At 65.8% G+C, this 21021-nt stretch carries 21 protein-coding genes and 1 pseudogene; 10 read left to right on the top strand and 12 right to left on the bottom strand.

Features of this window, described 5'->3' with window-relative positions; translation table 11 throughout:
* Nucleotides 1–8 precede the first annotated feature (8 nt).
* On the top strand, nucleotides 9–1310 hold the full coding sequence (locus ACTXG5_RS04710; RefSeq protein ID WP_445162581.1) for an acyltransferase family protein: 1302 nt from the start codon (nucleotides 9–11) through the stop codon (nucleotides 1308–1310).
* Nucleotides 1307–1630 (top strand): hypothetical protein, encoded by a 324-nt coding sequence (locus ACTXG5_RS04705; protein ID WP_445162580.1) that lies wholly within the window; start codon nucleotides 1307–1309, stop codon nucleotides 1628–1630. The genes ACTXG5_RS04710 and ACTXG5_RS04705 overlap by 4 nt, the downstream gene beginning before the upstream one ends.
* Here the strand turns inward: ACTXG5_RS04705 and ACTXG5_RS04700 are convergent.
* The 4 genes and pseudogenes from ACTXG5_RS04700 to ACTXG5_RS04685 all read right to left on the bottom strand — a co-directional run bounded on the left by ACTXG5_RS04700 (nucleotide 1627) and on the right by ACTXG5_RS04685 (nucleotide 4699).
* On the bottom strand, nucleotides 1627–2289 hold the full coding sequence (locus ACTXG5_RS04700) for a response regulator (RefSeq protein WP_445162579.1): 663 nt from the start codon (nucleotides 2287–2289) through the stop codon (nucleotides 1627–1629). The two genes, ACTXG5_RS04705 and ACTXG5_RS04700, sit on opposite strands and share 4 nt — an antisense overlap.
* Nucleotides 2282–3439: a MacS family sensor histidine kinase gene (macS, locus tag ACTXG5_RS04695; RefSeq protein WP_445164267.1), complete on the bottom strand. Its 1158-nt coding sequence runs from the start codon at nucleotides 3437–3439 to the stop codon at nucleotides 2282–2284. The genes ACTXG5_RS04700 and macS overlap by 8 nt, the downstream gene beginning before the upstream one ends.
* A gap of 29 nt (nucleotides 3440–3468) precedes the next feature.
* Nucleotides 3469–3760: pseudogene (locus ACTXG5_RS04690) on the bottom strand (YiaA/YiaB family inner membrane protein).
* A 45-nt stretch (nucleotides 3761–3805) separates the two neighbouring features.
* Nucleotides 3806–4699 carry an alpha/beta hydrolase gene (locus ACTXG5_RS04685; protein WP_445162578.1) on the bottom strand — a complete coding sequence of 298 codons (894 nt, stop codon included), beginning with the start codon at nucleotides 4697–4699 and terminating at the stop codon, nucleotides 3806–3808.
* A gap of 110 nt (nucleotides 4700–4809) precedes the next feature.
* Here ACTXG5_RS04685 and ACTXG5_RS04680 point away from each other — a divergent pair, with 110 nt between their 5' ends.
* Nucleotides 4810–5910, top strand: a complete 1101-nt coding sequence (locus ACTXG5_RS04680; protein WP_445162577.1) for an NAD(P)H-dependent amine dehydrogenase family protein — start codon at nucleotides 4810–4812, stop codon at nucleotides 5908–5910.
* Between the two features lie 18 nt (nucleotides 5911–5928).
* Nucleotides 5929–6669, top strand: coding sequence for a glucose 1-dehydrogenase (locus tag ACTXG5_RS04675; RefSeq protein WP_445162576.1), 741 nt, complete (start codon nucleotides 5929–5931; stop codon nucleotides 6667–6669).
* Nucleotides 6670–6679: 10 nt separating this feature from the next.
* Here the strand turns inward: ACTXG5_RS04675 and ACTXG5_RS04670 are convergent, their stop codons facing one another.
* On the bottom strand, nucleotides 6680–7333 hold the full coding sequence (locus tag ACTXG5_RS04670) for a nitroreductase (RefSeq protein ID WP_445162575.1): 654 nt from the start codon (nucleotides 7331–7333) through the stop codon (nucleotides 6680–6682).
* 68 nt (nucleotides 7334–7401) lie between these two features.
* Between ACTXG5_RS04670 and ACTXG5_RS04665 the strand changes: the two genes are divergently transcribed.
* A complete protein-coding gene (locus ACTXG5_RS04665) occupies nucleotides 7402–8751 on the top strand; it encodes an FAD-binding oxidoreductase (protein WP_445162574.1) in 1350 nt (449 codons plus the stop codon).
* 106 nt (nucleotides 8752–8857) lie between these two features.
* Here the strand turns inward: ACTXG5_RS04665 and ACTXG5_RS04660 are convergent, their stop codons facing one another.
* The 3 genes from ACTXG5_RS04660 to ACTXG5_RS04650 are packed head-to-tail and all read right to left on the bottom strand — an operon-like array spanning nucleotide 8858 to nucleotide 11115.
* Nucleotides 8858–9400, bottom strand: a complete 543-nt coding sequence (locus ACTXG5_RS04660; protein WP_445162573.1) for a TetR/AcrR family transcriptional regulator — start codon at nucleotides 9398–9400, stop codon at nucleotides 8858–8860.
* Between the two features lie 54 nt (nucleotides 9401–9454).
* Nucleotides 9455–10276: a thioesterase family protein gene (locus ACTXG5_RS04655; protein WP_445162572.1), complete on the bottom strand. Its 822-nt coding sequence runs from the start codon at nucleotides 10274–10276 to the stop codon at nucleotides 9455–9457.
* Nucleotides 10277–10296: 20 nt separating this feature from the next.
* Complete coding sequence (locus tag ACTXG5_RS04650; RefSeq protein ID WP_445162571.1) at nucleotides 10297–11115, bottom strand: SMP-30/gluconolactonase/LRE family protein; 819 nt, start codon at nucleotides 11113–11115, stop codon at nucleotides 10297–10299.
* 329 nt (nucleotides 11116–11444) lie between these two features.
* Here ACTXG5_RS04650 and ACTXG5_RS04645 point away from each other — a divergent pair, with 329 nt between their 5' ends.
* The 3 genes from ACTXG5_RS04645 to ACTXG5_RS04635 are packed head-to-tail and all read left to right on the top strand — an operon-like array spanning nucleotide 11445 to nucleotide 14461.
* Entirely contained in the window at nucleotides 11445–12335 is an 891-nt protein-coding gene (locus ACTXG5_RS04645) for an acyl-CoA thioesterase (RefSeq protein ID WP_445162570.1), read from the top strand.
* Between the two features lie 5 nt (nucleotides 12336–12340).
* Entirely contained in the window at nucleotides 12341–13261 is a 921-nt protein-coding gene (locus ACTXG5_RS04640) for an LLM class F420-dependent oxidoreductase (protein WP_445162569.1), read from the top strand.
* A gap of 18 nt (nucleotides 13262–13279) precedes the next feature.
* Nucleotides 13280–14461, top strand: coding sequence for an acyl-CoA dehydrogenase family protein (locus tag ACTXG5_RS04635; RefSeq protein WP_445162568.1), 1182 nt, complete (start codon nucleotides 13280–13282; stop codon nucleotides 14459–14461).
* 36 nt (nucleotides 14462–14497) lie between these two features.
* Here the strand turns inward: ACTXG5_RS04635 and mdlC are convergent, their stop codons facing one another.
* A complete protein-coding gene (mdlC, locus tag ACTXG5_RS04630; RefSeq protein ID WP_445162567.1) occupies nucleotides 14498–16099 on the bottom strand; it encodes a benzoylformate decarboxylase in 1602 nt (533 codons plus the stop codon).
* Nucleotides 16100–16412: 313 nt separating this feature from the next.
* Between mdlC and ACTXG5_RS04625 the strand changes: the two genes are divergently transcribed.
* On the top strand, nucleotides 16413–17807 hold the full coding sequence (locus ACTXG5_RS04625) for a LuxR C-terminal-related transcriptional regulator (protein WP_445162566.1): 1395 nt from the start codon (nucleotides 16413–16415) through the stop codon (nucleotides 17805–17807).
* Here the strand turns inward: ACTXG5_RS04625 and ACTXG5_RS04620 are convergent.
* Both ACTXG5_RS04620 and ACTXG5_RS04615 read right to left on the bottom strand, forming a co-directional pair.
* Nucleotides 17800–18486 carry a DUF427 domain-containing protein gene (locus ACTXG5_RS04620; RefSeq protein WP_445162565.1) on the bottom strand — a complete coding sequence of 229 codons (687 nt, stop codon included), beginning with the start codon at nucleotides 18484–18486 and terminating at the stop codon, nucleotides 17800–17802. The genes ACTXG5_RS04625 and ACTXG5_RS04620 overlap by 8 nt on opposite strands.
* Nucleotides 18487–18495: 9 nt before the next feature.
* Complete coding sequence (locus ACTXG5_RS04615; RefSeq protein ID WP_445162564.1) at nucleotides 18496–18981, bottom strand: winged helix-turn-helix transcriptional regulator; 486 nt, start codon at nucleotides 18979–18981, stop codon at nucleotides 18496–18498.
* A gap of 136 nt (nucleotides 18982–19117) precedes the next feature.
* On the opposite strand from ACTXG5_RS04615, the gene ACTXG5_RS04610 reads away from it, so the two are divergent.
* Nucleotides 19118–20035, top strand: coding sequence for an NAD(P)H-binding protein (locus tag ACTXG5_RS04610; protein WP_445162563.1), 918 nt, complete (start codon nucleotides 19118–19120; stop codon nucleotides 20033–20035).
* 56 nt (nucleotides 20036–20091) lie between these two features.
* Here the strand turns inward: ACTXG5_RS04610 and ACTXG5_RS04605 are convergent, their stop codons facing one another.
* The gene (locus ACTXG5_RS04605; protein WP_445162562.1) at nucleotides 20092–20826 is read right to left on the bottom strand and encodes an SDR family NAD(P)-dependent oxidoreductase; all 735 of its coding nucleotides are present in this window, start codon (nucleotides 20824–20826) and stop codon (nucleotides 20092–20094) included.
* Nucleotides 20827–21021: the final 195 nt, after the last annotated feature.

Raw genomic sequence — 21021 nt, 5'->3', positions numbered from 1 at the left:
CTTTCGCCATGACAACTCCACTGGGTATGCCCAGCCCCACCGAGCTGGCCGCGCGCACGCCGGCCGACCGAGACCGCGCCCTCGATGTGATTCGCATCGTGTCTCTGATCGGGGTCGTGGCCGGCCACACCGTGATGGCCGTCAGCGTCATCCGCAACCACGTGCTCATCTGGGACAACCTGCTGACCACCTCGGTGGTGTTTCAGGCCCTCACCTGGATTTTGCAGATCATGCCGCTGTTTTTCTTCGCGGGCGCCGCGGCGTGCTTGTCGTCCTGGCAGCCCGGCAGCAACTGGGGCGGCTGGCTGATGAAACGCTGCACCAGGCTGTTCCGGCCGGTGTTCTACTACCTCGGCTTCTGGGCGGTCGCGCTCACCGTGCTGTATCCGGTTCTGCCCCAACATATTTACGAGCCCGTCGCCGGTGTCAGTATCCAGCTGCTTTGGTTCCTGGGTGCCTACGTGCTGGTGTTGGCCGCGATGCCGGTTTTGGCCCGGATCACCACCCGAACCCGTCTCGCCGCCGGGGTGGGCGTGGTCTACGCGAGCATTGCCGCTGTCGACGCCATCCGGCTGCACTGGCATGCCGCGTCGGCCTTGGGCTACCTCAACCTCGCGGTCTGGCTCATCCCGGCCATGTTCGGTGTCGCTTACCGCCGCGGGTTGCTCACCGGGCGTGCCGCGCTGGGCACGGCCGCGGCCGTGCTGGTCGTCAACGTCGCCCTGGTGCGGTGGGGGCCGTATGAAATCAGCATGGTCGGCACCGGGGATCACCGGCTGTCCAACACGAGCCCGCCGTCGCTGCTGCTCGCCGGGCACGCAATCATCCTGAGCGCACTGGCAATCGCGGCGATGCCCGCGATCGCCCGATGGGCGCAGCGGCCACGTGTGTGGTGGTGGACCGCGGTCGGCAACTCTGGGGCGATGACCCTGTACCTGTGGCACATGCCCGCGCTGCTCGGCATGCATCTGCTCTTCGACTACCTGGGCCACCCTCGCTTTCCCGGCCAGCCGGATTTCCTCGCCATCAGTGTGATGCAACTGCTGCTCATGGTCGTCGCGGTGGGAGTGCTGTTCGTGGTGTTGCGGCCGCTGGAGAACAACCCGCTGGCCGGCTGGGACGGCGTCCCGACGATCAGCTCGGTCGGCCGGGGTGTGGCAACCGGCACGCTGCTGTGCGTCGCGGGGGTCGCGACCCTGGCCGCGATCAAGTGGGGACTCAAAGACGACGGGCTGATCTGCGTGGCGACGATGGTGGCCGCACTCGTGGCCGCTCGGGTGCTCGCCGCGGCCGGTCGGGATCTGCCGTGAAATCCCCGCAGCCGCTTACCGCCGCCACCATCGTGGTCGCACTACTCGGCCTGGTCGGCTCCGCGGTGAACGGCCTGGGCTTCTTCGCCACTGACCTTGAGTTGGCCAAACTGGTGGGCGACCTTGGGATTTTGGCCCCCCTGCTGCTGGTGACCGAGATCGTGCCCGCTCCCTTGGTTTTCGGCAAAACGATGGCCGGTTTTCCCACCCAACCATTGGCCTGGACCGTCTTTGTCTGCACCCTCATCACGCAGCTAGCGACGTTGGCACTTGCGGTGTCGCGGCCGACGCGGCAGCCTGGTCCGGCCCGCGCCGGTTAAGGGTCGTCGTCCAGACCGTGCTCGATGGCGTAGCGGGTTAACTCCACGCGATTGGCGACCTGCAGCTTACGGAATGTCGCTTGGATGTGATTTTCGACGGTGCGGTGGCTCAACGAGAGCCTTTCGGCAATCTGCTTGGCGGACAGTCCTTTTGCGACATAGCGCAACACCTCGGTCTCGCGCTCGGTCAGGCTGGGGCCGGCCGGCCCCGAGTCCTTATTCTGGGCGATGCGGCGGTATTCGCCCAACACGAGTCCGGCCAGGCTTGGGGTGAACACGGCCCGCCCGGCCGCGGTGGCCTCGACGGCTTGCGCCAGTTCCGCTTTCGAGGCGCTTTTGACCAGGTATCCGCTGGCCCCGGCCTTGACGGCTTCCAGGACGTCGTCGCGTTCGTCTGAGGCCGACAGCACCAACACCCGGGACGAGGGTGAGACGGCGAGCACCTCCGCCGTCGCCTGCGCGCCGTCGCCGTCGGCCAGGTGCATGTCCATCAGCACCACGTCCGGCTTGACCACGGCCGCCCGGCGCCGCGCGGCGGCCACCCCGTCGGCGGTGGCGATCACGTTGAACCCGTCTTCGGCGAGGTCGCGGGCAACCGCGTCGCGCCAGATCGGATGGTCGTCGACAACCATCACCGTTGTCGCGGCGTCATCAGCCATCGCGTCCTCCTCGGCGCGGAACGCACAGCTCCCACTCGGTGCCCTCACCGGGGCCGCTGTGCAGCTGGGCGGTGCCGCCCAGCGAGTTCAGTCTTCCCACAATCGACTTCGAGATTCCGAGGCGTCCCTGACCGGTGGCTTCCTCCAGTCTGCCGCCGGCGATGCCCACGCCATCGTCGCGAACGCTTACCGTGACCGAGTCGCCCAGATCTTCCAGTAGTACGTACGCATGGGCGCCCGCTCCCGCGTGCGCTGCAACGTTATCCAGGGCATTGCCCACCGCGGCGTCGAGCTCGGCGGCCGCCCACCGCTGCAGGGCGACCGGAGTTCCGGGCAAGCTCACCGATACGCGATCGGACTCCCGGCGGCGCAGTAGCGTGCGGAGGTCGATTGTCGTCGCGTCCCCGTACGGGTCGATGCCGGCCGAGGTGATCCATCGTCGCAGGGCGCGTTCCTGCTCACTGGCGAGATCAGCCAATTCAGCTGTGGCTCCGCCGATTTCGTGGCCGCGCTTAGCGACCAGCGCCAGTACCTGGATGGCGCCGTCGTGGACCTCTCGAGACAGCCGTTCTCGCTCTTGCACTGCGGCGGACAGTTGGGCGGCTCGTTGCAAGTCTTCGTGGGCGCGTCGCGCGGTTTGTGCGGCCATGCCTATCGCCATGCCGATCGCCAGCTCGATGATGATCGTGGCGTTGTGGCTCATGTTGAGGTCGAAGTAGTTCTTGACGGCGAAGTTGGTGGCCATCACCGCCAGGCCGGTGAGCATCCCGCCGACGGGGCCGAACTGGATCGCGGCCGAAATCGTCGGGTTGCTGGCCCACAACGTCGTCGGCCAGGTCTGGTTTTCGGACGCCCACTGCCCGGAGGCGACCAACCTGTTCGACCACATCAGCAGGACGACGATCACGATTTCGGTGATCACCCACGCCGGCCTTCGGCCGAACCCGCGCAAGTAGGCGATCGCGCAGGCCGCGCTCAGGCCGATCAGCACCGCGAACAGCGCCCAGCCCAGCGCTGGCCGGCGTAGATCCGGGTTGATCGCGATCTGGAAGCCCAGTGCGTAGACACAGCTCAGCAGCCGAAACACCTGGGCCGCGCGCCACAGCGGAGCGGTCGGATCAGGGTTGCTGGTCGCCATCGCGCTCAGCATAGGTCGGCGGCCCATGCCGGGGTATCGGATCAGGTCGCGGCGGAGAACGGGTTGTGTTCGGCGAAGAGCTTCTCCATGCGTGCTTCATCCAGGCGCACCCGCACGGTCGCGGCTTCTTGCTGATCGCGGATCACCTTTGCCAGGGTGAAGGCGCTCGAGACGAGGAACAACACGGTGATGCCGAGGAACAGCCGCTGCCACGAGTCGAGGGGAAGGTAGGAAGATCCCACCGAGCGCGGCCACGAAACTGACCCCGAACGCGACGGCGGCCTGAATGAAAAAGGCGGCGGTGTTCTTCGACATGTTATTGGGAATTTCCATGTGCTCCAGCATGCGAAAGCACCCGGTGCGCCGGACAGGGTAGGACTACTCAGATTTCAGATGCTTGTCGAGGAAGGCGAGCTGGTCGGCGACCACCCGCTCGAACGCGTCGTCGACATAGATCGCGAAATGCTCCTCGGGGTAGGTCTTCACCTCACCGCGCGGAGCGTTGGCCGCGTGGCGCAGGGTGGCGTCGGCGGGGGCCAACGAGTCGTGTTCGCACACGCAAAACAGGATGGGGCAGCCGATTTTCGGGGTGAGCAGGCCGGGCCGGTAGGTGAAAACCTTCATCGCGATGCGTGCAGCGATCTCGTTGCGCAGTTCGACGCCGTCGGGAACCAATCGCAGGTAGCCCGGGTAGGAGTCGGGCTTATTCATCAGCGCGATCTCCCCGGGCCTGCCCGCGGCGGCGATCATCACCGGGGGCCTTCCCCGCCGCGCGCCGACAACGTCGCGGATCGCACGCGCGGCGATGCGTGCAGTGGCCAACGGGTTGGAGATCGTGCGCCCCGACGCGATGCCGTCGGTAAACGGGCATTGGGCGACGACGGCGGCGATACCCGGCAGCCGGGCTGCCGTGGTGATCACATGGCCACCCGCAAAAGACGTGCCCCACAATCCGATTCGATCGGGATCGATGCCGTCAAGGGTGCGGGCATAGGCCACGGCGGCGGCCCAGTCGGCGAGCTGTAGATCGATATCGAGGACTTGGCGCGGCTGCCCCTCGCTGTCGCCGAAGTTGCGGTAGTCGAAGACCAGGCAGGCGTAGCCGGCCGCGCTGAACCGGTCGGCGTAAGCGTCGAGTCGCATGGTGCGGACCGCGCCCAATCCGTGTGCCATCACCAACAGCGGAGAGCTGCCGCTGGCCGCCGGCCGATAGAGCCAGGCGCTGATCCGGTCGTCACCGGAGGTGAATTGGACATCTTCGCGTTGCGTCATAGGTGTTCCATTCTGCCTGGCCGGAGTTAGGTCCGGCCCTGTAGGCGCCCCGGAAGTTATGGACTAGTGTCTAGAAAAGTTTTCCAGGCTGCAAGGAACGGAGACTGAAGATGGCGATCCGCGTCGCGCACGTCGGCACCGGCAATGTCGGAGGGCTGGCCCTGGCCGAACTGATCACCAATCCGCAGTTCGACCTGACGGGCGTGTGCGTGTCCACACCGGAGAAGGTGGGCAAGGACGCCGGGGAACTCTGTGGCGTCGGCCTGGACGCCAGGACCGTCACGGGCATCGCGGCCGTCAATGACCTGGACGCAATTCTGGCCGCCAAGCCCGATTGTGTCGTCTATTGCGCGATGGGCGACACCCGGCTGCCCGACGCGATGGCCGACGTCATGCGCATCCTGGCCGCCGGCGTCAACGTCGTCGGGTCGTCGCCGGGGCTGCTGCAGTACCCGTGGGGTGTCATGCCCGACAAGTACATCGCTCGCGTGGAAGACGCGGCCCAACAAGGAAATTCGAGCATATTCATCAGTGGTGTCGACCCGGGGTTCGCCAACGACCTGATCCCGTTCGCACTCGCCGGGACCTGCCAGCGCATCGAGCAGGTGCGCTGCATGGAGATTCACGATTACGCGTCGTACAACGGCATCGAGGTGATGAACTACATGGGGTTCGCCAAGCCCCTGGACGAAATCCCGATGCTGCTGCAACCGGGCATTCTCAGCATCGCGTGGGGGACCGCGATCCGTCAGCTGGCGGCCGGACTGGGCATTGAGGTCGACGAGATCAGCGAGTCCTACCAGCGCGAGCCGGCGCCCGAAGATTTCGACATCGCGGTCGGCCGAGTCGCCAAGGGCACCCTGGCGGTGCTGCAGTTCGAGATCCGCGGCATGGTCAACGGCCACCCCGCCATCGTCATCGAGCACGTCACCCGGCTGCGGCCCGACCTGCGTCCCGACCTGCCCCAGCCGGCCGCGGGCGACGGCTCATACCGCGTCGAGATCACCGGCGAGCCGTCCTATGCCGTCGACATCATTCCGAGTAGCAGCAAGGGCGACCACAACCACGCCGCCATCGCCGGCGCCGCGGGCCGCGTCGTCAACGCCATCCCGGCGGTGATCGCGGCGCCCCCGGGCATCCGGACCACACTCGATTTGCCGCTGGTAACCGGCAAAGGCCTTTACACACCAAGCACTTTGGTGACCACCTAAACCGAAGGAGACCCTCACGTGGGACGCGTAGACGGCAAAGTTGCACTGATCAGTGGTGGTGCCCGCGGGATGGGCGCCGAAGACGCGCGCCTGCTCGTGGAAGAAGGCGCCAAGGTGGTGATCGGCGACATCCTTGACGACGAGGGCAAAGCGCTGGCCGACGAGATCGGCGAATCCGCGCGTTACGTGCACCTCGACGTGACGCAGCCCGACCAGTGGGACGCCGCAGTCGCGACCGCCGTCGGCGAATTCGGCACGCTCAACGTACTGGTGAACAACGCCGGCACCGTCGCGCTCGGGCAACTGAGGAATTTCGATCTGGCCAAGTGGCAGAGGGTGATTGACGTCAACTTGACCGGCACGTTCCTGGGCATGCGGGCGGTAGTCGATTCGATGACCGCGGCCGGGAGTGGCTCGATCATCAACGTGTCGTCGATCGAGGGACTGCGCGGCGCGCCGGCCGTGCACCCCTACGTCGCGTCCAAGTGGGGCGTGCGGGGCCTGGCCAAGTCGGCGGCTTTGGAGTTGGCGCCGTTGAACATCCGGGTGAATTCGATTCACCCGGGTTTCATCCGCACTCCGATGACCTCGCACCTGCCGGAAGACTTGGTCACTATTCCGCTGGGCCGGCCCGGAGAGGTGCGGGAGGTCGCGACGTTTGTGTTGTTCCTCGCCAGCGACGAGTCGTCCTATGCCACCGGTAGCGAGTTCGTCATGGACGGCGGGCTGGTGACCGACGTAAACCACAAGGAGTTCTAGAGCGCGGCGTTCAGTTCTCGACGAACACCACGTTCTTCTCGGTTGGTTGCCGGCCGATGCGGACCTTGTTTGCGGGAAACTCTGGATCCGGGTAACCGACCGACAAGCCGCACAGGATCGTGAACTGCTCGGGGATGTCCAACTGCCGGTGGATGATCTCGGGGTAGCCCGCGATCGCCACCTGCACACAGGTGCCCAACCCGCGCGCGGTGAGCGCCAGCACCAGCGTTTGCAGGAACATCCCGACACCGAGGCTGTCGACCAGTCCCAGTTCGCGGTCCATGCACACGATGCCGGCCAGCGGGGCGCGAAAGAACTCCCAATTGCGCAGCACCGCAGCGCGTCTGCCGTCGACATCGTCGCGCGCGATGCCCATCGACCCGTAGACCACCTTGCCCGTTTCGCTGCGGAAGTGCGTGAAATGCTCGGGCAGTTCCGGGACTTTCGGCGGGCCCGCCTGCGCCGCCTCGAGCAGCGCTGCCACCAGCCGGTCCCTGGCCGCGCCGGATGCGAAAACGAGGTGCCATGGCTGAATGTTCGAGTTCGACGGTGCGCGAATCGCCAGGTCGACCGCTTCGTCAACCAATTCCCGGGCTACCGGCCGATCAGGCAGAAACATCCTGATGGAATGGCGTTCCCGGATCACTTTCTCGAGGTTGTCCACCCGCACTCCTCGCGTGATCATCGGAACCGTTGGATCAGTAGCGCGTCCGGGGTGCTATAACCGCGAGCATGCCAGGCAGCCTTCCGGACCTGAAGAATATTGTCGGATCTAAGCACGTCATCACCGATCCCGACATACTGGCCGGCCGCAGCGTCGACCACACCGGCCGGTACCGGGGCCGTGCCAGCGCGCTGGTGCGGCCGGGTTCGGCCGAGCAGGTCGCCGAGGTATTGCGGTTGTGCCGTGACGCCGGAGCGCACGTCACCGTGCAGGGCGGTCGCACCTCGCTGGTGGCCGGCACTGTTCCCGAGCACGACGACGTGCTGCTGTCCACCGAACGGCTTTGTGCGCTCAGCGATGTCGACACCGTCGAGCGTCGTATCACCGTCGGCGCCGGAGCCACGCTGGCCGCGGTGCAGCACGCCGCGACTGCGGCGGGCCTGGTGTTCGGGGTGGACCTGGCCGCCCGCGACACCGCGACGGTCGGCGGCATGGCCTCGACCAACGCCGGCGGCTTGCGCACGGTCCGCTACGGCAATATGGGCGAGCAGGTTGTCGGCCTGGACGTGGCGCTGCCCGACGGGTCGCTGCTGCGCCGGCACAGCCTGGTGCGCAGCGACAACACCGGATACGACATCCCGGCACTGTTCGTCGGCGCCGAGGGCACCCTCGGTGTCATCACCGCGCTGGATCTGCGGCTGCACCCCGCGCCGTCGCATCGGGTGACCGCGGTCTGCGGCTTTGCCGATCTCGAAGCGCTGATCGACACCGGCCGCACGTTCCGGGACGTGGACGGGATCGCCGCCCTAGAGCTGATCGACGGCCGCGCCGGCAGGCTCACCGCCGAGCATCTCGGCGTCGGCGCACCGGTCGAGGCGGACTGGCTGCTGCTGGTGGAGCTGGCCGCCGATCACGATCAGACCGATCGGCTCGCCGAGCTGCTCGACGGCGCGCCGATGTGTGCCGAGCCGGCGGTGGGCGTGGATGCTGCTTCGCAGCAACGACTATGGCGTGTTCGAGAATCGCTGGCCGAGGTGCTCGGCGTCTATGGGCCGCCGCTGAAGTTCGACGTGTCGTTGCCCCTGGCCGCGATTGCCGGGTTCGCCGCGGATGCGGTCGCATTGATTGGCGAGCGGGTCAGCGCCGCCCTACCCCTGTTGTTCGGCCACATCGGTGAGGGCAATCTGCACCTCAACGTGCTGCGCGTGCCGCTCGAGCAGGAGCAGGCGCTGTACGGGCCGATGATGGACTTGATCGCGCAGTGCGGGGGCAACGTCAGCTCCGAACACGGGGTCGGCAGCCGCAAGCGTTCCTACCTCGGGATGTCAAGGCAGGCAACCGATATCGCCGCCATGCAAACGGTCAAAACCGCGCTGGACCCGACCGGCTACCTCAACGCGGCGGTGCTGTTCGACTGACTTATTTCGCCGCGAAACTGTATTCCACGACGGGTCCTCTCGGGAAATGCGTAGCGGAATACAGTTTCGCGGGAAGGAACTAGCCCTCTGCGGGAAGGAACTAGCCCTATGGCTTGATCCCGACCGCGTGCCGCAGTTGCGCCAGGAACTGGTCTGCGTCGTCGCTACGGACGATGTAGTGCGAGATGGCGATCCGGATCACCGTCGCCGCCTTGACCGCGGCGTTGGGTCCGGGCAGGTGCCTCTGCAGTCCGTCGCGCATCTGCGGGATGACGTGGCCGAACTGGGCGATGGTGTGCTCGGGTTCGACATCGACCATGCGCACGCTCGAATACGAATGCTGGTACTCCACGATGAATCGCAGCACGGCGTCGAGCTTGTCGATACCTTTGAGTCCCGCGGTGGCTTTGACCAGGCCGCTTTCGAAGAGCTGGCGCTCGTATTGGGAGAACGCCAACAGCAACTCCTCTTTGGACGCGAACCAGCGGTAGAGCGTGGGGCGCGAGACTCCGGCTTGGGTGGCGACTTCGGACAGGCTGAGTTTGGTTTTGCCGTTTCGCCCGAGCACCTCGGCGGTCGCCACGAGAATCCGCTGACGTGTCGAGGTGTCAGTCTCGGTCATGGTTATTGCCCGCGCCGGCTGGGTCATGTCTGAAACTTTACGAAGTATTGCCGAACTAGCCATGTTTCTTCCGCCCCCACGTCAGGCTGACCCGGACCGCCGGCGCACCAGCACCGACTGTTGGATGGCGCCGACTGCGCCTTGCTCATCAAAAAGCGTGCCGATCGTCGTCCCGATACCGTCCGGCCCGTAGCTGGTTTCCGCCCGAATGCCGACCCATTCACCGTCGGGGACGCGGAACACATGGACCGCCAGATCGGTGTTCAAAAACGTCCACCTGGTGATGTCGAGCTTGCTGCCGATGCCGTTGGCGCAGTCGGCCACTGCGAACAGCCGTTCCAGCGGCGTCATGCTCTCGCCTTTGACCAGGTCGACGGCCGGCTTGATCCACGATTCGCCGGGGCCCGGGCTCAGCGGTTCGGTCAGCCAGAGCCATTCCAGGCTGTGTACGTAGTTGCGGTCCCACTCCCTTGCCTTGAGGTTGCGGTTGCGGGCGTCGGTCCTCGGCCGGGGCAGCTCCGCTGCCGCGTGGGCGACCGCCTGGGTGTCCTGCTGCTGCAGCCGCCAACCGCTGGCGCGGGCGACCGGGCGGGGCTGGCCATCGGGACCCAGGGCCAGCATCTCGGCGCTGACCAGCTCGATCTGTTTGCCGCCGCGCTGCAGCTGCGCGCGCACCCAAAGGTCTCCCTCGGCCGGCACCCCGCCCAGCAGGTCGATCACGACCCGGGACAGGCGGGTGTCCGCACGCTGCTCGCACCGTTCCAGTGCCCGGGCCAGCAGCGCCGACACCGGCCCGCCGTGCTGGATCGCCGCCGACCAGGTGCCGCGTGCCAGGTCGGTCGCCCGGAACTTCTCACCCAAGTCGTCGTCGGGGTCGATCAGCTCGTAGTAGGAGTCGGTCACGTGTCTACCTCTCGGGTGTCTCAGGGCAACCCGGCGCCGGGCGTGGCAACTTGCACGGCGTCCAGCCGCGAGAGCCGGGTGCCCACCAGGCGTTGAGGATAGGCGTCGGTGCTCGACAACAGAAACAGGATGCGGCGTTCGGGACCGCCGAGGGCGCAGGCGACGGCGATGCGCTCGCCGATGTCGATGCGGTCGGTCACGGCGCCCCCCGCGACGATCCGCTCGAATTGGTGGGCCAGCGTCATCGACGTCCACACGCCGCCTTCGGCGTCCAGGGCGATGCCGTCGGGCGGTCCGTCCAGACCGTCGGCGAAGACCCGCCGGTCACCCAGCGCGCCATGGTCGTCGATGGTGAACGCGGTGAGCCGCCGGCCGATCGATTCGGCGACGATCAAGGTTTTTCTATCCGGCGTGATCACCATTCCGTTGGGAAAGTCGAGGTCCTCGGCGACGACGGTGGCGCTGTCGTCCGGATCAAGGCGCACGATGACGCCGGCGGAGGATGCCTGGGACCCGATGTAGGCGCGTCCCGCGTCGTCGATGACCATATCGCCGAGGCTGGCCGGAACCAGGGGCGTGAGATCGGCGATCTCCACGACGGTTTCTCCGTCGTACCGCAGCACCTTCCGGTCTTCGGTCGAGGCGATCAGCAACGATCCGTCGGGGCGGAAACCCAGGCCCGACGGGCAGTGCCCGGGCAGCGGCAACGTGGTCAGCGACCCGCCGAGGGTCGAGGTGTGTACCGCTTCGCCCAGCATGTCGGAGAACCACAGCAGGCCCTCGAACCAGCGCGGGCCCTCGCCGAAGCAGAACCCGTTGGCCAGCGGCTCGGGGATCATCGCCTCACGCCTTTACAAAACACCGCAAAAGTGTCATGCAACGGCCGCACTGGTGTCAATCTGGCCCAGCTCACGTGCGACCGCCGTGTGCTAGGCGTCGGAGTTTTGCGGGGTGGTGACAAAGTCGTACCCGGTCTCGGCGGGCTGAGCGAAGGCGGTCGCTGATGGGTCGTATCGATGCCGAATGACGTTGCCTCTCCGCACTTTTCATTGGTCCATTCGGGAGCTGACCGGATTGCTGGCCGTAGCCTTGTTAGCCAAGCTTTACAAATCTTACTCAAAGTGTCACGCTGAGCCGGAAGCTGCTAGTGCGAGAGACGGAGCGGATTTTGACCACGGAATCTGAGCAGACTGAGTGGACGGTTGAGGGCCTGCTGGATCTGTTTGACGTGCAGGCCGACGGGGACGACCGGTTCACCGGCGTCACCGGCGTCACCGGCATCGCCGGCGACGACGAACGCCAGGTGGTCGAAGGCACCCAGGTGCTCGCCCAGGCGATTGTCGCCGTGGCCAAGCGATTCCCGGACAAGTCGGTGCGCTCGGCGCACGCGGTGTTCTCCCGCGCCGTGGTCGTCGGCCCGCCGATCGAACTCGTCCTCGACGTCGTGTCCGAGGGCCGGTCCACCGCGACCGCGATCGTCGCCGTCCATCAGAACGGGCGGCGCTGCCTGAGCATCACGGTGCTGGCCGACGTGCCGACCGGCGATGTCATTCGGCACCACCTGCCGCGACCCGACGTGGCGGCGCCCGCCGACGCCAACCACTCCGCGATGCCGATGATCGGGCGCGAGCTGCGCCTGGTCGACGTCGTCGACGTCAACAGCCCCGACGAGGTCGGACCGCCGGAGCTCTACGCGTGGCTGCACTACGACCCGATCCCGGCCCGGGACGATCTGGCCAAGGCGCTGCTCGCCTACTTCACCGGCCACTTGGGGATTTCCACCACCATGCGGGCGCACCCAGGTATCGGCACCAGCCAGGCGCACCTGACCGTGTCGACCGCGCCGATGAGCATCTCCGTGGCGTTCCACGAACCGGTGCGCTGGGCCGGATGGCTGCTCTACACGCATGAGAGCACGCAGGTCGGCGCCGGCATGTCGTATGTACGCGGCGCCGTGCACGCGGAGGAAGGCGGGCTACTGGCCTCCTTTGCCCAGGAAGCGCTGATTCGTCCGCTGCGCACCACCGACACGTCGATCGACTCGCGCGCACGGTTCTAACAGCTATGTACTTCACGATCACGCACCCGATGCACAGCCATCCCTACAACCCCGAGCTGGTCAGCGGGGACGGCATCGGGAAGGTGGCCGCGGCCGCCGAAGCGGCCGGCATCCATGGTTTCGGCTTCACCGATCACCCCGCACCCTCGCAGCGGTGGCTGGAGGCCGGCGGGCATGACGCGTTAGATCCCTTCGTCGCACTGGGTTTCGCGGCGGCCACCACGTCCACATTGCGGCTGATCCCCAACATCGTGGTGCTGCCGTATCGAAACCCGTTCGTGGTAGCCAAGTCCGGCGCGACCCTGGACCTGCTCTCGGGCGGCCGCTTCACGCTTGCGGTGGGCGTGGGCTACCTCAAGCGTGAGTTCGCGGCGTTGGGTGTCAGTTACGACGAGCGCGCCGAGCTGTTCGAGGAAGCCCTGCAGGTGATTCGGGCGGTCTGGACCGGCGACGACATTTCCTTCGAGGGAAAGCATTTCAGCGCCCGCGGTATCACCGCGCATCCCCGGCCGGTCAGCAGCCCGCATCCACCGATCTGGATCGGCGGTAACACCACGGCTTCCCGCCAGCGGGTGGCGCAGTACGGCGATGGCTGGTGTCCCTTCCCCGCCCCGCCCCAACTGGCGCAGACCGCCGGCACGGCCGTCATCGACTCGGTGCAGAAGCTCACCGACGGCATCGAGGATCTTCGGCGCCGGTGCGATGCGGCGGGCAGAGACTGGTCGGCGATCGACGTCACCTTCACGAACTTCGAAGGCGGCAGTCCTACCGACGACGCGTTCAACGCCGACGCCTACCTCGAAGGTCTGGACAATCTGGCCAAGCTGGGGGTCACCTGGGTGAGCGTGCACCTGCCCGGCGACAGCATGACGCACGCACTGGAGACTCTCGACCGATTCCGTACGCTCGTGGTCGACGCGGCTTAGTTGGATTGGCCACGATCAATGGACTTTTCCCGTGTCGCGCTTTCTCTCGAGGATCAGGCCTTCTGCGAGCAGACCCGGGCGTTCGTCGCTGAACACGTCACCGAGGATGTCCTTAGGCGTGATCGTGAGACGGGCGAAAACTTCAGTGAGCAAGTGCATTTGGCGTTGGGTGAAGAGGGTTATCTGACCTCGGATTTCAAGCTGGAGTCCGAAGGGGGATTCACTCCGGTGCGCCGGCGCATCTTCCACCTCGAGATCGGTCGTGCGCACACGCCGTGGTTCCACTGGGGCACCACGGCGGTCGTCGCGAAATTGGTGCAGCAATTCGGGCCGGCGGAACTCGTCGACGCGGTACTGCCGGGTGTGCTGTCCGGTGAAATCCGGTTGTGCTTGGGCTACACCGAGCCCGAGGGCGGCTCCGACGTCGCCACCTGCAAGACCCGCGCGGTGCGGGAGTCGGATGGATCGAGCTGGGTCATTAATGGCTCCAAGATGTTCACCTCCAACGCACAGAACGCCAAGTATGTCTTCTTGCTCACCAACACCGATCCGCACGGACGTAAACACAAGAACCTGACCATGTTTCTGGTGCCGCTGGATTCCCCGGGCGTCGAGATCCAGGGCATCCGCACGCTCGACGGCGATCGCACCAACATCGTGTACTACAGCGACGTACGCGTCGACGACCGCTACCGCATCGGTGAGGTCAACGGCGGCTGGGCGGTGATGCGGTTCGCCCTCGACGCCGAACACGGCATCACCGATCCCGACGACCAAGGCCTGCAGAATATTTCGATGATGTCGGAGCACGGCCAGCTGATGGCCGAGGCGGCCGACGGAGTCGCGGCGATCCTGTCCACGCCGGATACGGACGGGCGGCGCCCGATTGATGACGAGTCGATGAAATACCGGCTGGGACGCAGCCTCGCCCGCATCGAGGCGGCGGTGTCGACTCCCGGAATGTATGGACGCGTGGCGCTCATTCAGACCATGCGTGACGTCTCGCCCGAATTGATGGACATGCTGGGGGCGGCATCGGCATTGCCCACCGACACAACGGGTTCCGCGGACGACGGCGCTGTCGAGTTCATCTTCCGGCACGGCGTGCCGGCCGGCATCTATGGCGGCACCATGGAGGTCTTCCGCAACATGATCGCCCAGCACGAGCTCAAGCTCGGGCGACCTAGTTACGGCGGGTGAGCGGCAGTTCGTTACGCCGCAAAGGGTTTCGTGCTTTCAGGTGCCGACCGCAGTGGTGCGCGCGTTGATGAGGGTGGGGCGTTGCCTATCGGCGATGCCGGCTTTTACCAACTCGACCACCTCGTCGGTGGTGTGTGCTTCGTGGGCGTCAACGCCGTAGCTGGCAGCGGTTGCCACGATGTTGAGGTCGGGCACGTCGAGTCCGGGAACACCCGGGGTCTTCTCCCACACACCGAACTCCTTGACCACGCCGTATTCGGCGTTGGACGCGACCACGATGGTCACCGGGATCTGGTGCTGCGATGCGGTCCACAACGCGGTGATCGCGTACTGCATTGAGCCGTCGCCCATCAAGGCGACAACCGGACGGTCTGGGGCCGCCAGTTGGGCACCGACGGCCGCGGGCAGTCCGTAGCCGAGTCCGCCCCCGGCCGACGACAGGTGTGAGAACGGGTGATTGGGTCGAATGCTGTTCGTGATAGCGACCTCGTTGCTGCCGGCCTCGCTGACCCACAGCGTTTCCGAGGGTGCGGCTCGGCCGACCGCCGTCCAGAGTGCTTCCGGCTTCAGAGGTACCTGCGCGTGTTGCAGGTCGGGGACCGGGGCCCGGGCCGTGGGAGTGGACCGCTGGGTTGGTTTGGCGGCGGTGAGCAGCGCCTCGGCGGCGCTGGCCAGGTCGGCGACGATGGCGTCCCCGACCGGCGCGCGGGCGGCTTCGTCGGGATCGTTGGTGATGTGGATCAGGCTTGCGCCTTCGGGTATGTACGGTCCGGGCACTCGGGGGTAGTAACGGAAGACCGGGGCTCCGATCACCAGCAGCAGATCGTGTCCGGCCAGCATCTGGGAAATCCAGCCGGCACCGGGCGGCAAGATGCCTTGATACAACGCGTGGTTCTCGGGGAATCCGCTCCACCCGGTCAGCGGTGCGGTCCACACGGCCGACTGGGTCCGTTCGGCCAATCCGATCACCGCCTCCCATGCGCCATAGCGTTCGACGTCGCCGCCGACGATCAACGCCGGCGACTTCGCGGCCTCCAATCGGCCGCAGATCTGTTCGGCGAGTGCAGCGGGGAAGCCTGCAGCGTGGGTTACTGAGCGGGCACGCACGGCGCCAACATCGGTGGCTTGTGCATCGTCGAGTTCGATCGGCATGTCGTCCATCGGTAGCGAGACGAACACGGGTCCCATCGGTGGCGTCGTGGCCAGATGGATCGCGCGAGCAAGCACGGCGGGGGCTTCACTGGCGATGGCGGGTTCGGCTGCCCATTTCACGAACGGCTTGGGTACCGAAGTGGGCTCGATGTTGGTCAGCAGGCAGTACTGGTTCTGCATCGTGCGGCGCTGGTTTCCGGCGGTGACAATCAGCGGGGTTTTGTTGACGAATGCGTTGTAGAGCTGTCCTTGAGCGTTGCCCATACCCGGGGCGGTGTGCAGATTGACCAACGCGGGTCGGCGGGTGATTTGCGCATATGCGTCGGCCATTCCGACGGGCACCATCTCTTGCAGTCCTAGCAGATAGCGGAAATCATCTGGAAAGTCTTGCAGAAGAGCTAATTCCGACGAACCCGGATTGCCAAAGCAGGTCGTCAAATTGTGGGCGCGGAGCAGATCGAGGATTGCGTTGCGGACGGTGGTCATAATGCCTCCAACCATTCGGCGATTTCCGGCGTCACCATCTGCGTTGCCCCTTCCGCTCCGGCGAACGACGGGTAGGCCCTGTGCACTTGGCCCACCTAGATGATGATTCGCCGTGGCCCCAATCAGAATCCTCAAGACCTGGTAGTCGACTCGCGGGGTTCGTACTGTCCGGCCGATACACTTCCGACATGATTTACGCCCGGAGCTGCGGCGGGCGCGATCGCGCCCAGCGCGGGCACTGATGGTTCCCGCGGAGCACGCGTCACCAGTCGCGCGAAGCGGCGCCCTACCTTATGCGCTGCGTGGCGAGATGATGTTCACCTCGAAGTGCGGCAGCGACGCTGCAGCAGCACTGATACAGCTGGCCCAGGAGCACGCGCCGGGTGATCCACAGCTGGCGCGCGAACTGTATCTGGAGGCGCTGTCGACGGTCCTGTTCGCCGGACGCCTGGCCGGCGGCGGCGGCGTTCTGGAAGTGGCCATCGCCGCGGCAACCGCACCCCCGCTGCACCCTCGACGCCCAACGGATCTCTTGTTGGACGGATTGACGGCCCTGATTATCGACGGCAGCCGCGCAGGTGTGGGGCGTGTCCGAAAAGCGGTAGATGCTTTCTGCAACGCGGGTGAACTGGGTCTCGACGAAGGGACGCGATGGTTGTGGCTGGCCTGCCACGCCGCCATCATCGCTTGGGATCATCGGGCATGGCAGCACCTCACCGCCCGACAAATTGCGCTTGCTCGCGAGGCAGAGGATCAACGGGTGCTGCCGGTCGCTCTGCACTCGTTGGCGGCGGCGCTGACGTGGAGCGGCGACTTCGCGGCGTCTGGCGACCTGATCACCGAGGCAAACTCGATCACTGCCGCGACGGCGACGACGGTATTTCCCTACGCGGCACTTCCGCTGGCGGCATGGCGGGGCGAGGAAGCCGAGGCGCAGCGCCTGATCCAGGCCGGCACCCACTGGGCGGTCGCGCGGGGTGAGGGAATGGGTCTGGCCTCTATCGATTTGGCGACGGCGCTGCTGTGCAATGGGCTCAGTCGATATGACCAAGCCCTCGATGCGGCTCGAAAAGGCATCGAGCACCCGCAAGAGCTGTGGATGAACTTTTTGCTACCCGAGTTGGTCGAGGCGGCAACGCATTGTGGGCAACCGGGCGAGGCGCAATACGCGGTGGGCCTGCTGGCCGGGAGCGCTCAGGCTGCTGGAACCGATTGGGCCCTGGGGACTTACGCGTGCTCGCGAGCGCTTGTCAGCAGCGGCGAGCCCGCCGAACGGCTCTATCGCGAGGCGATTGAGCGCCTTGATCACACCAACCTGCGACCGGCTGCCGCCCGAGCGCGGCTTGTCTACGGAGAGTGGTTGCGTCGGGAACGGCGGCCGCTCGATGCCCGTGCCCAGCTGCGGCCAGCCTATGCAGCGTTTACCGGCATCGGTATGGCGGCTTTTGCTGAGCGGGCTCGGCTCGAGCTGGAGGCCAGCGGTGAACACGTACCCGAAAAGCCACCAGTACGAACGGATTCCGGCTTAACTCCGCGCGAGGCTCAGATCGCCACGCTCGCCGCCGGCGGGGCAACCAACGCCGAGATCGGCGAGCAGCTGTTCATCAGCCCCAATACGGTCGCCTACCACTTGCGCAAGGTGTTCACGAAACTTGACGTCACCACACGCCGCCAACTCGGCCAGCACAAGCTCGGGCGCCCTAGCTAGTGCGGGTGAGCGGCAGTTCGGCCAGCACGTTCACCCGGGTGTCGTCGAAGCTCAGAAAGCCTTTGATGGGAAGGCTTTCCGGGGGCGGGTCCGGATAGCTCCAGGCGATGTCGTCGACAATGTGGTCGTCGATGGCGACGGACCAATATGTGGCGAAGCCTTTGTAGTTGCAATAACTCGATGTCTGTGAGCGCCGCAGCAGATCGGTGCGCACCTGCGCGGGATCGACGTAAAGCCTTGGCGGCAAGGCGGTCTCGAAAAGTATGACTGTGTCGTGTGAGTCCACCAGCGTGCTGCCCGCCACCGACACGCGCAGGTGGCGCGCGGTGGGTCGGCAGTCGACGCGGTGATACGGATTCGGTGGGTAGTGAACGAGTTCGCGGCCTTCCTCCAGCCAGGTATCGACGGCATCCCACGGCACGTGGACGAAGCCGGGTGCTTCCGGCTCGGGTTCGGCCGGCAAGTTACCCACCTCGTCGGCCCGGAACAGGTAACTCAGGGGGTGGCCCTGCCGATGCACCATCAGCACCTGCTCGGTGTCGATCACCCGGTGCCCGGCCAAGAACGCCTCGACGCGGCGCGGGTGTGGCTCGATATAGACGACGTCGTCGGGCAGCGCGGGAGAGAACCGCCCGGCCGGATCGCTGCTGAGCGGACCACGCCCGGCCACCAGAGTCATGGTGCCAGGTTAACGCCGTCGTGGGGCAGCAAGGCCTCGTATCTGGATGTCCGCCGACCGCTTCTTCGGGGCGTCGGTTTCGGGGCTCACGCGAACCGCCAAGGTTTGGCCGGTGTCGGCGTCGACGAACGACAGGGGCGCCGGTCCGTCCTGCAGGTAGGTGTCGCCCCACTGCACCAGCGACATGAACAGCGGCAACAGATCCTCCCCGGCCTCGGTCAGCCGGTACTCGTCCCGGGCGCGGCTTCCCGGCTCCTGATACGGAACGCGGGTGACGATCTGCGCCGACTCGAGCTGCTTGAGCGCCCGCGACACCGCCGGCGCCGAGGTCCCGATCCGCTCGACGAAGTCCTCGAAGCGGGTGGTGCCGAAGAACAATTCGCGGAGGACCTGGAACGTGGTTTTGGTGCTGAACAATTCGAGCACCCTCGACATCGAACAGCGATCGGTGACCGACCACTGCTGGCGGTCCTGCAGCCGCTTCTCGAACTCCATCCAAACTCCTATGGCTAACGCTTGCGTTAGTCAGCATACCGTGCTTTGATCTTACTAACGACATCGTTAGTCAGCTAGAGGCGGCGTCACCGTCCCGCCCAGCGATGCTCGCCCCGACAAACTGCAAGGAGACGAGATGTCGACCGACAAGCTGTTTCTCATCACCGCGCCAGCCGGCAACACCGGAGCGCCCACCGTCAAGATCCTGCGCGACGCCGGCCACCGGGTACGCGCCTTCGTGCACCGCATCGATCACCGCTCCGAGGCACTTGCTGCCCTCGGCGCCGAGGTCGTCCAGGGCGACCTGCTGGATTTCCGTGCTGTCAGCTCCGCGATGACCGGCATCAGCGCCGCCTACTTCTGCTACCCGATCGCGCCCGGCACCCTGCTACCGGCCACCGCGATCTTCGCCCAGGCCGCGAGTAAGGCCGGTGTCGACGCGGTGGTCAACATGTCCCAGATATCGGCTCGGCGCGAGGCGAAAAGTAATGCTGCACTGCACCATTGGATCGCCGAACGCTTGCTGGACCGCTACGCGTTCCGCACCACCCACCTGCGCCCGACCTTCTTCGCTGAATGGCTGAAATGGCAATGGCAGCGCGACGACACCGAGGGCGTGCTGCGGCTGCCCTTCGGCAATGGACGCCACGCCCCCATCTCCGGACACGACCAGGCCCGGGTGATCGCCGCCGTCCTGCAAAACCCCGCACCCCACGACCGCCAGATCTACCCGCTCGTCGGCGCCCGGGAGCTCGATCACTACGCGATCGCGGACGAAATCGCCGAGACACTCGGCATGTCGGTCCGCTACGAGCCGATCACGATCCCCAGCTTTGCCGCCGAGCTCACCGCCCAGGGCAGGCCGGAGTTCTTTGTGCAACACATCAGCAGCGTCGCCCAGGACTACCAAGACGGCATCTTCTCCGGTGAGAACAATCTCGTCGAGGTGATCGGCGGCCACAAACCGATGACCGTGGCCGACTATGTCAACGCCAACCGCGCCGAGTTCGACCACGACGGCCGTTTCGTACAACGCGATCAGCTGGCGAGCTGACGTGTCGTAAGACGCGTGACGTTGACAAGGGGCGGAGTGGAATTCGGCACGGAGGCCTAGCCGGCGACGGATTCTGCCTGCGCGAGTAGCGCCGCGTACTGGCGCTCGAGCACCTTGGCGGCGCCATCGCGCCAGCTCTGCACCAAGGACCGCGACATCGGATCGGGGAAGATTTCGTCGTCGTCGTTCTGCACCCCGTCGAAGATGCCCTGCGCCACGGATTGTGGAGTGGCCTTGGGGATTTCGAGCCCGCGAGTCATGTCCGTATCCACGGGACCGGTCAGCACCGCATGGACCCGGACACCCTGTCCGGCCAGGATGACACGCAACGACTGCGTCAGGGAGAACGCGGCAGCCTTGGAGATGGAGTAGGCCGGAATAAGTGGCAAGGGGGCCAACGCATTTACCGACAGGTTGTTGACGATCGATCCCCCGGAGTGAGCCAGCGCCGGCAGGAATGCCTGGATCACGGCGTACGTGCCGAAGAGATTCAGCTCAAGGTGCCGTTGCAGCGCGGAAGGATCGCTCAAATCATCGTAAAGCGCCAGACCGGCATTGTTGATCAAGATGTCGAGAGAACCGACCTTGTCCACTGCCTGCTGAATTTCCGCGCCGTTGGTGATGTCCAGCGCCAAATGCGTGACCCGGGGATCGCCGGTGTCGACCAATGCTTTTCGGGTACCGACGTATACCCGTCCGGCCCCCCTGTTCAGGGCCTCCTCGGCCAGCGCGCGTCCAATGCCGCGATTGCCTCCGGTAATCAGAACCGAACTGTCTGAGATTGTCACCACGATGACGATCCCCTTTCTCCTGGTGTGGTGTCGGTAGGCCGCAGGTGTTGGTGGGCTTACCGCGGCCAGCCGTCGCACGGTGCCCGCATGTATTCCGATACGGCGGGCAGCGGAGATTCATCGATGAGCAGATCAGCGGCCGAGCCGGCTACCCGGTCACATCACCCCGGTAAGCGTTGACCGCACTCACAACTG

The organism is Mycobacterium sp. Dal123C01, from assembly GCF_052566995.1.
Note: the sequence above shows the minus strand (reverse complement) of the source record. Positions and strands in the feature narration are given on the sequence as shown.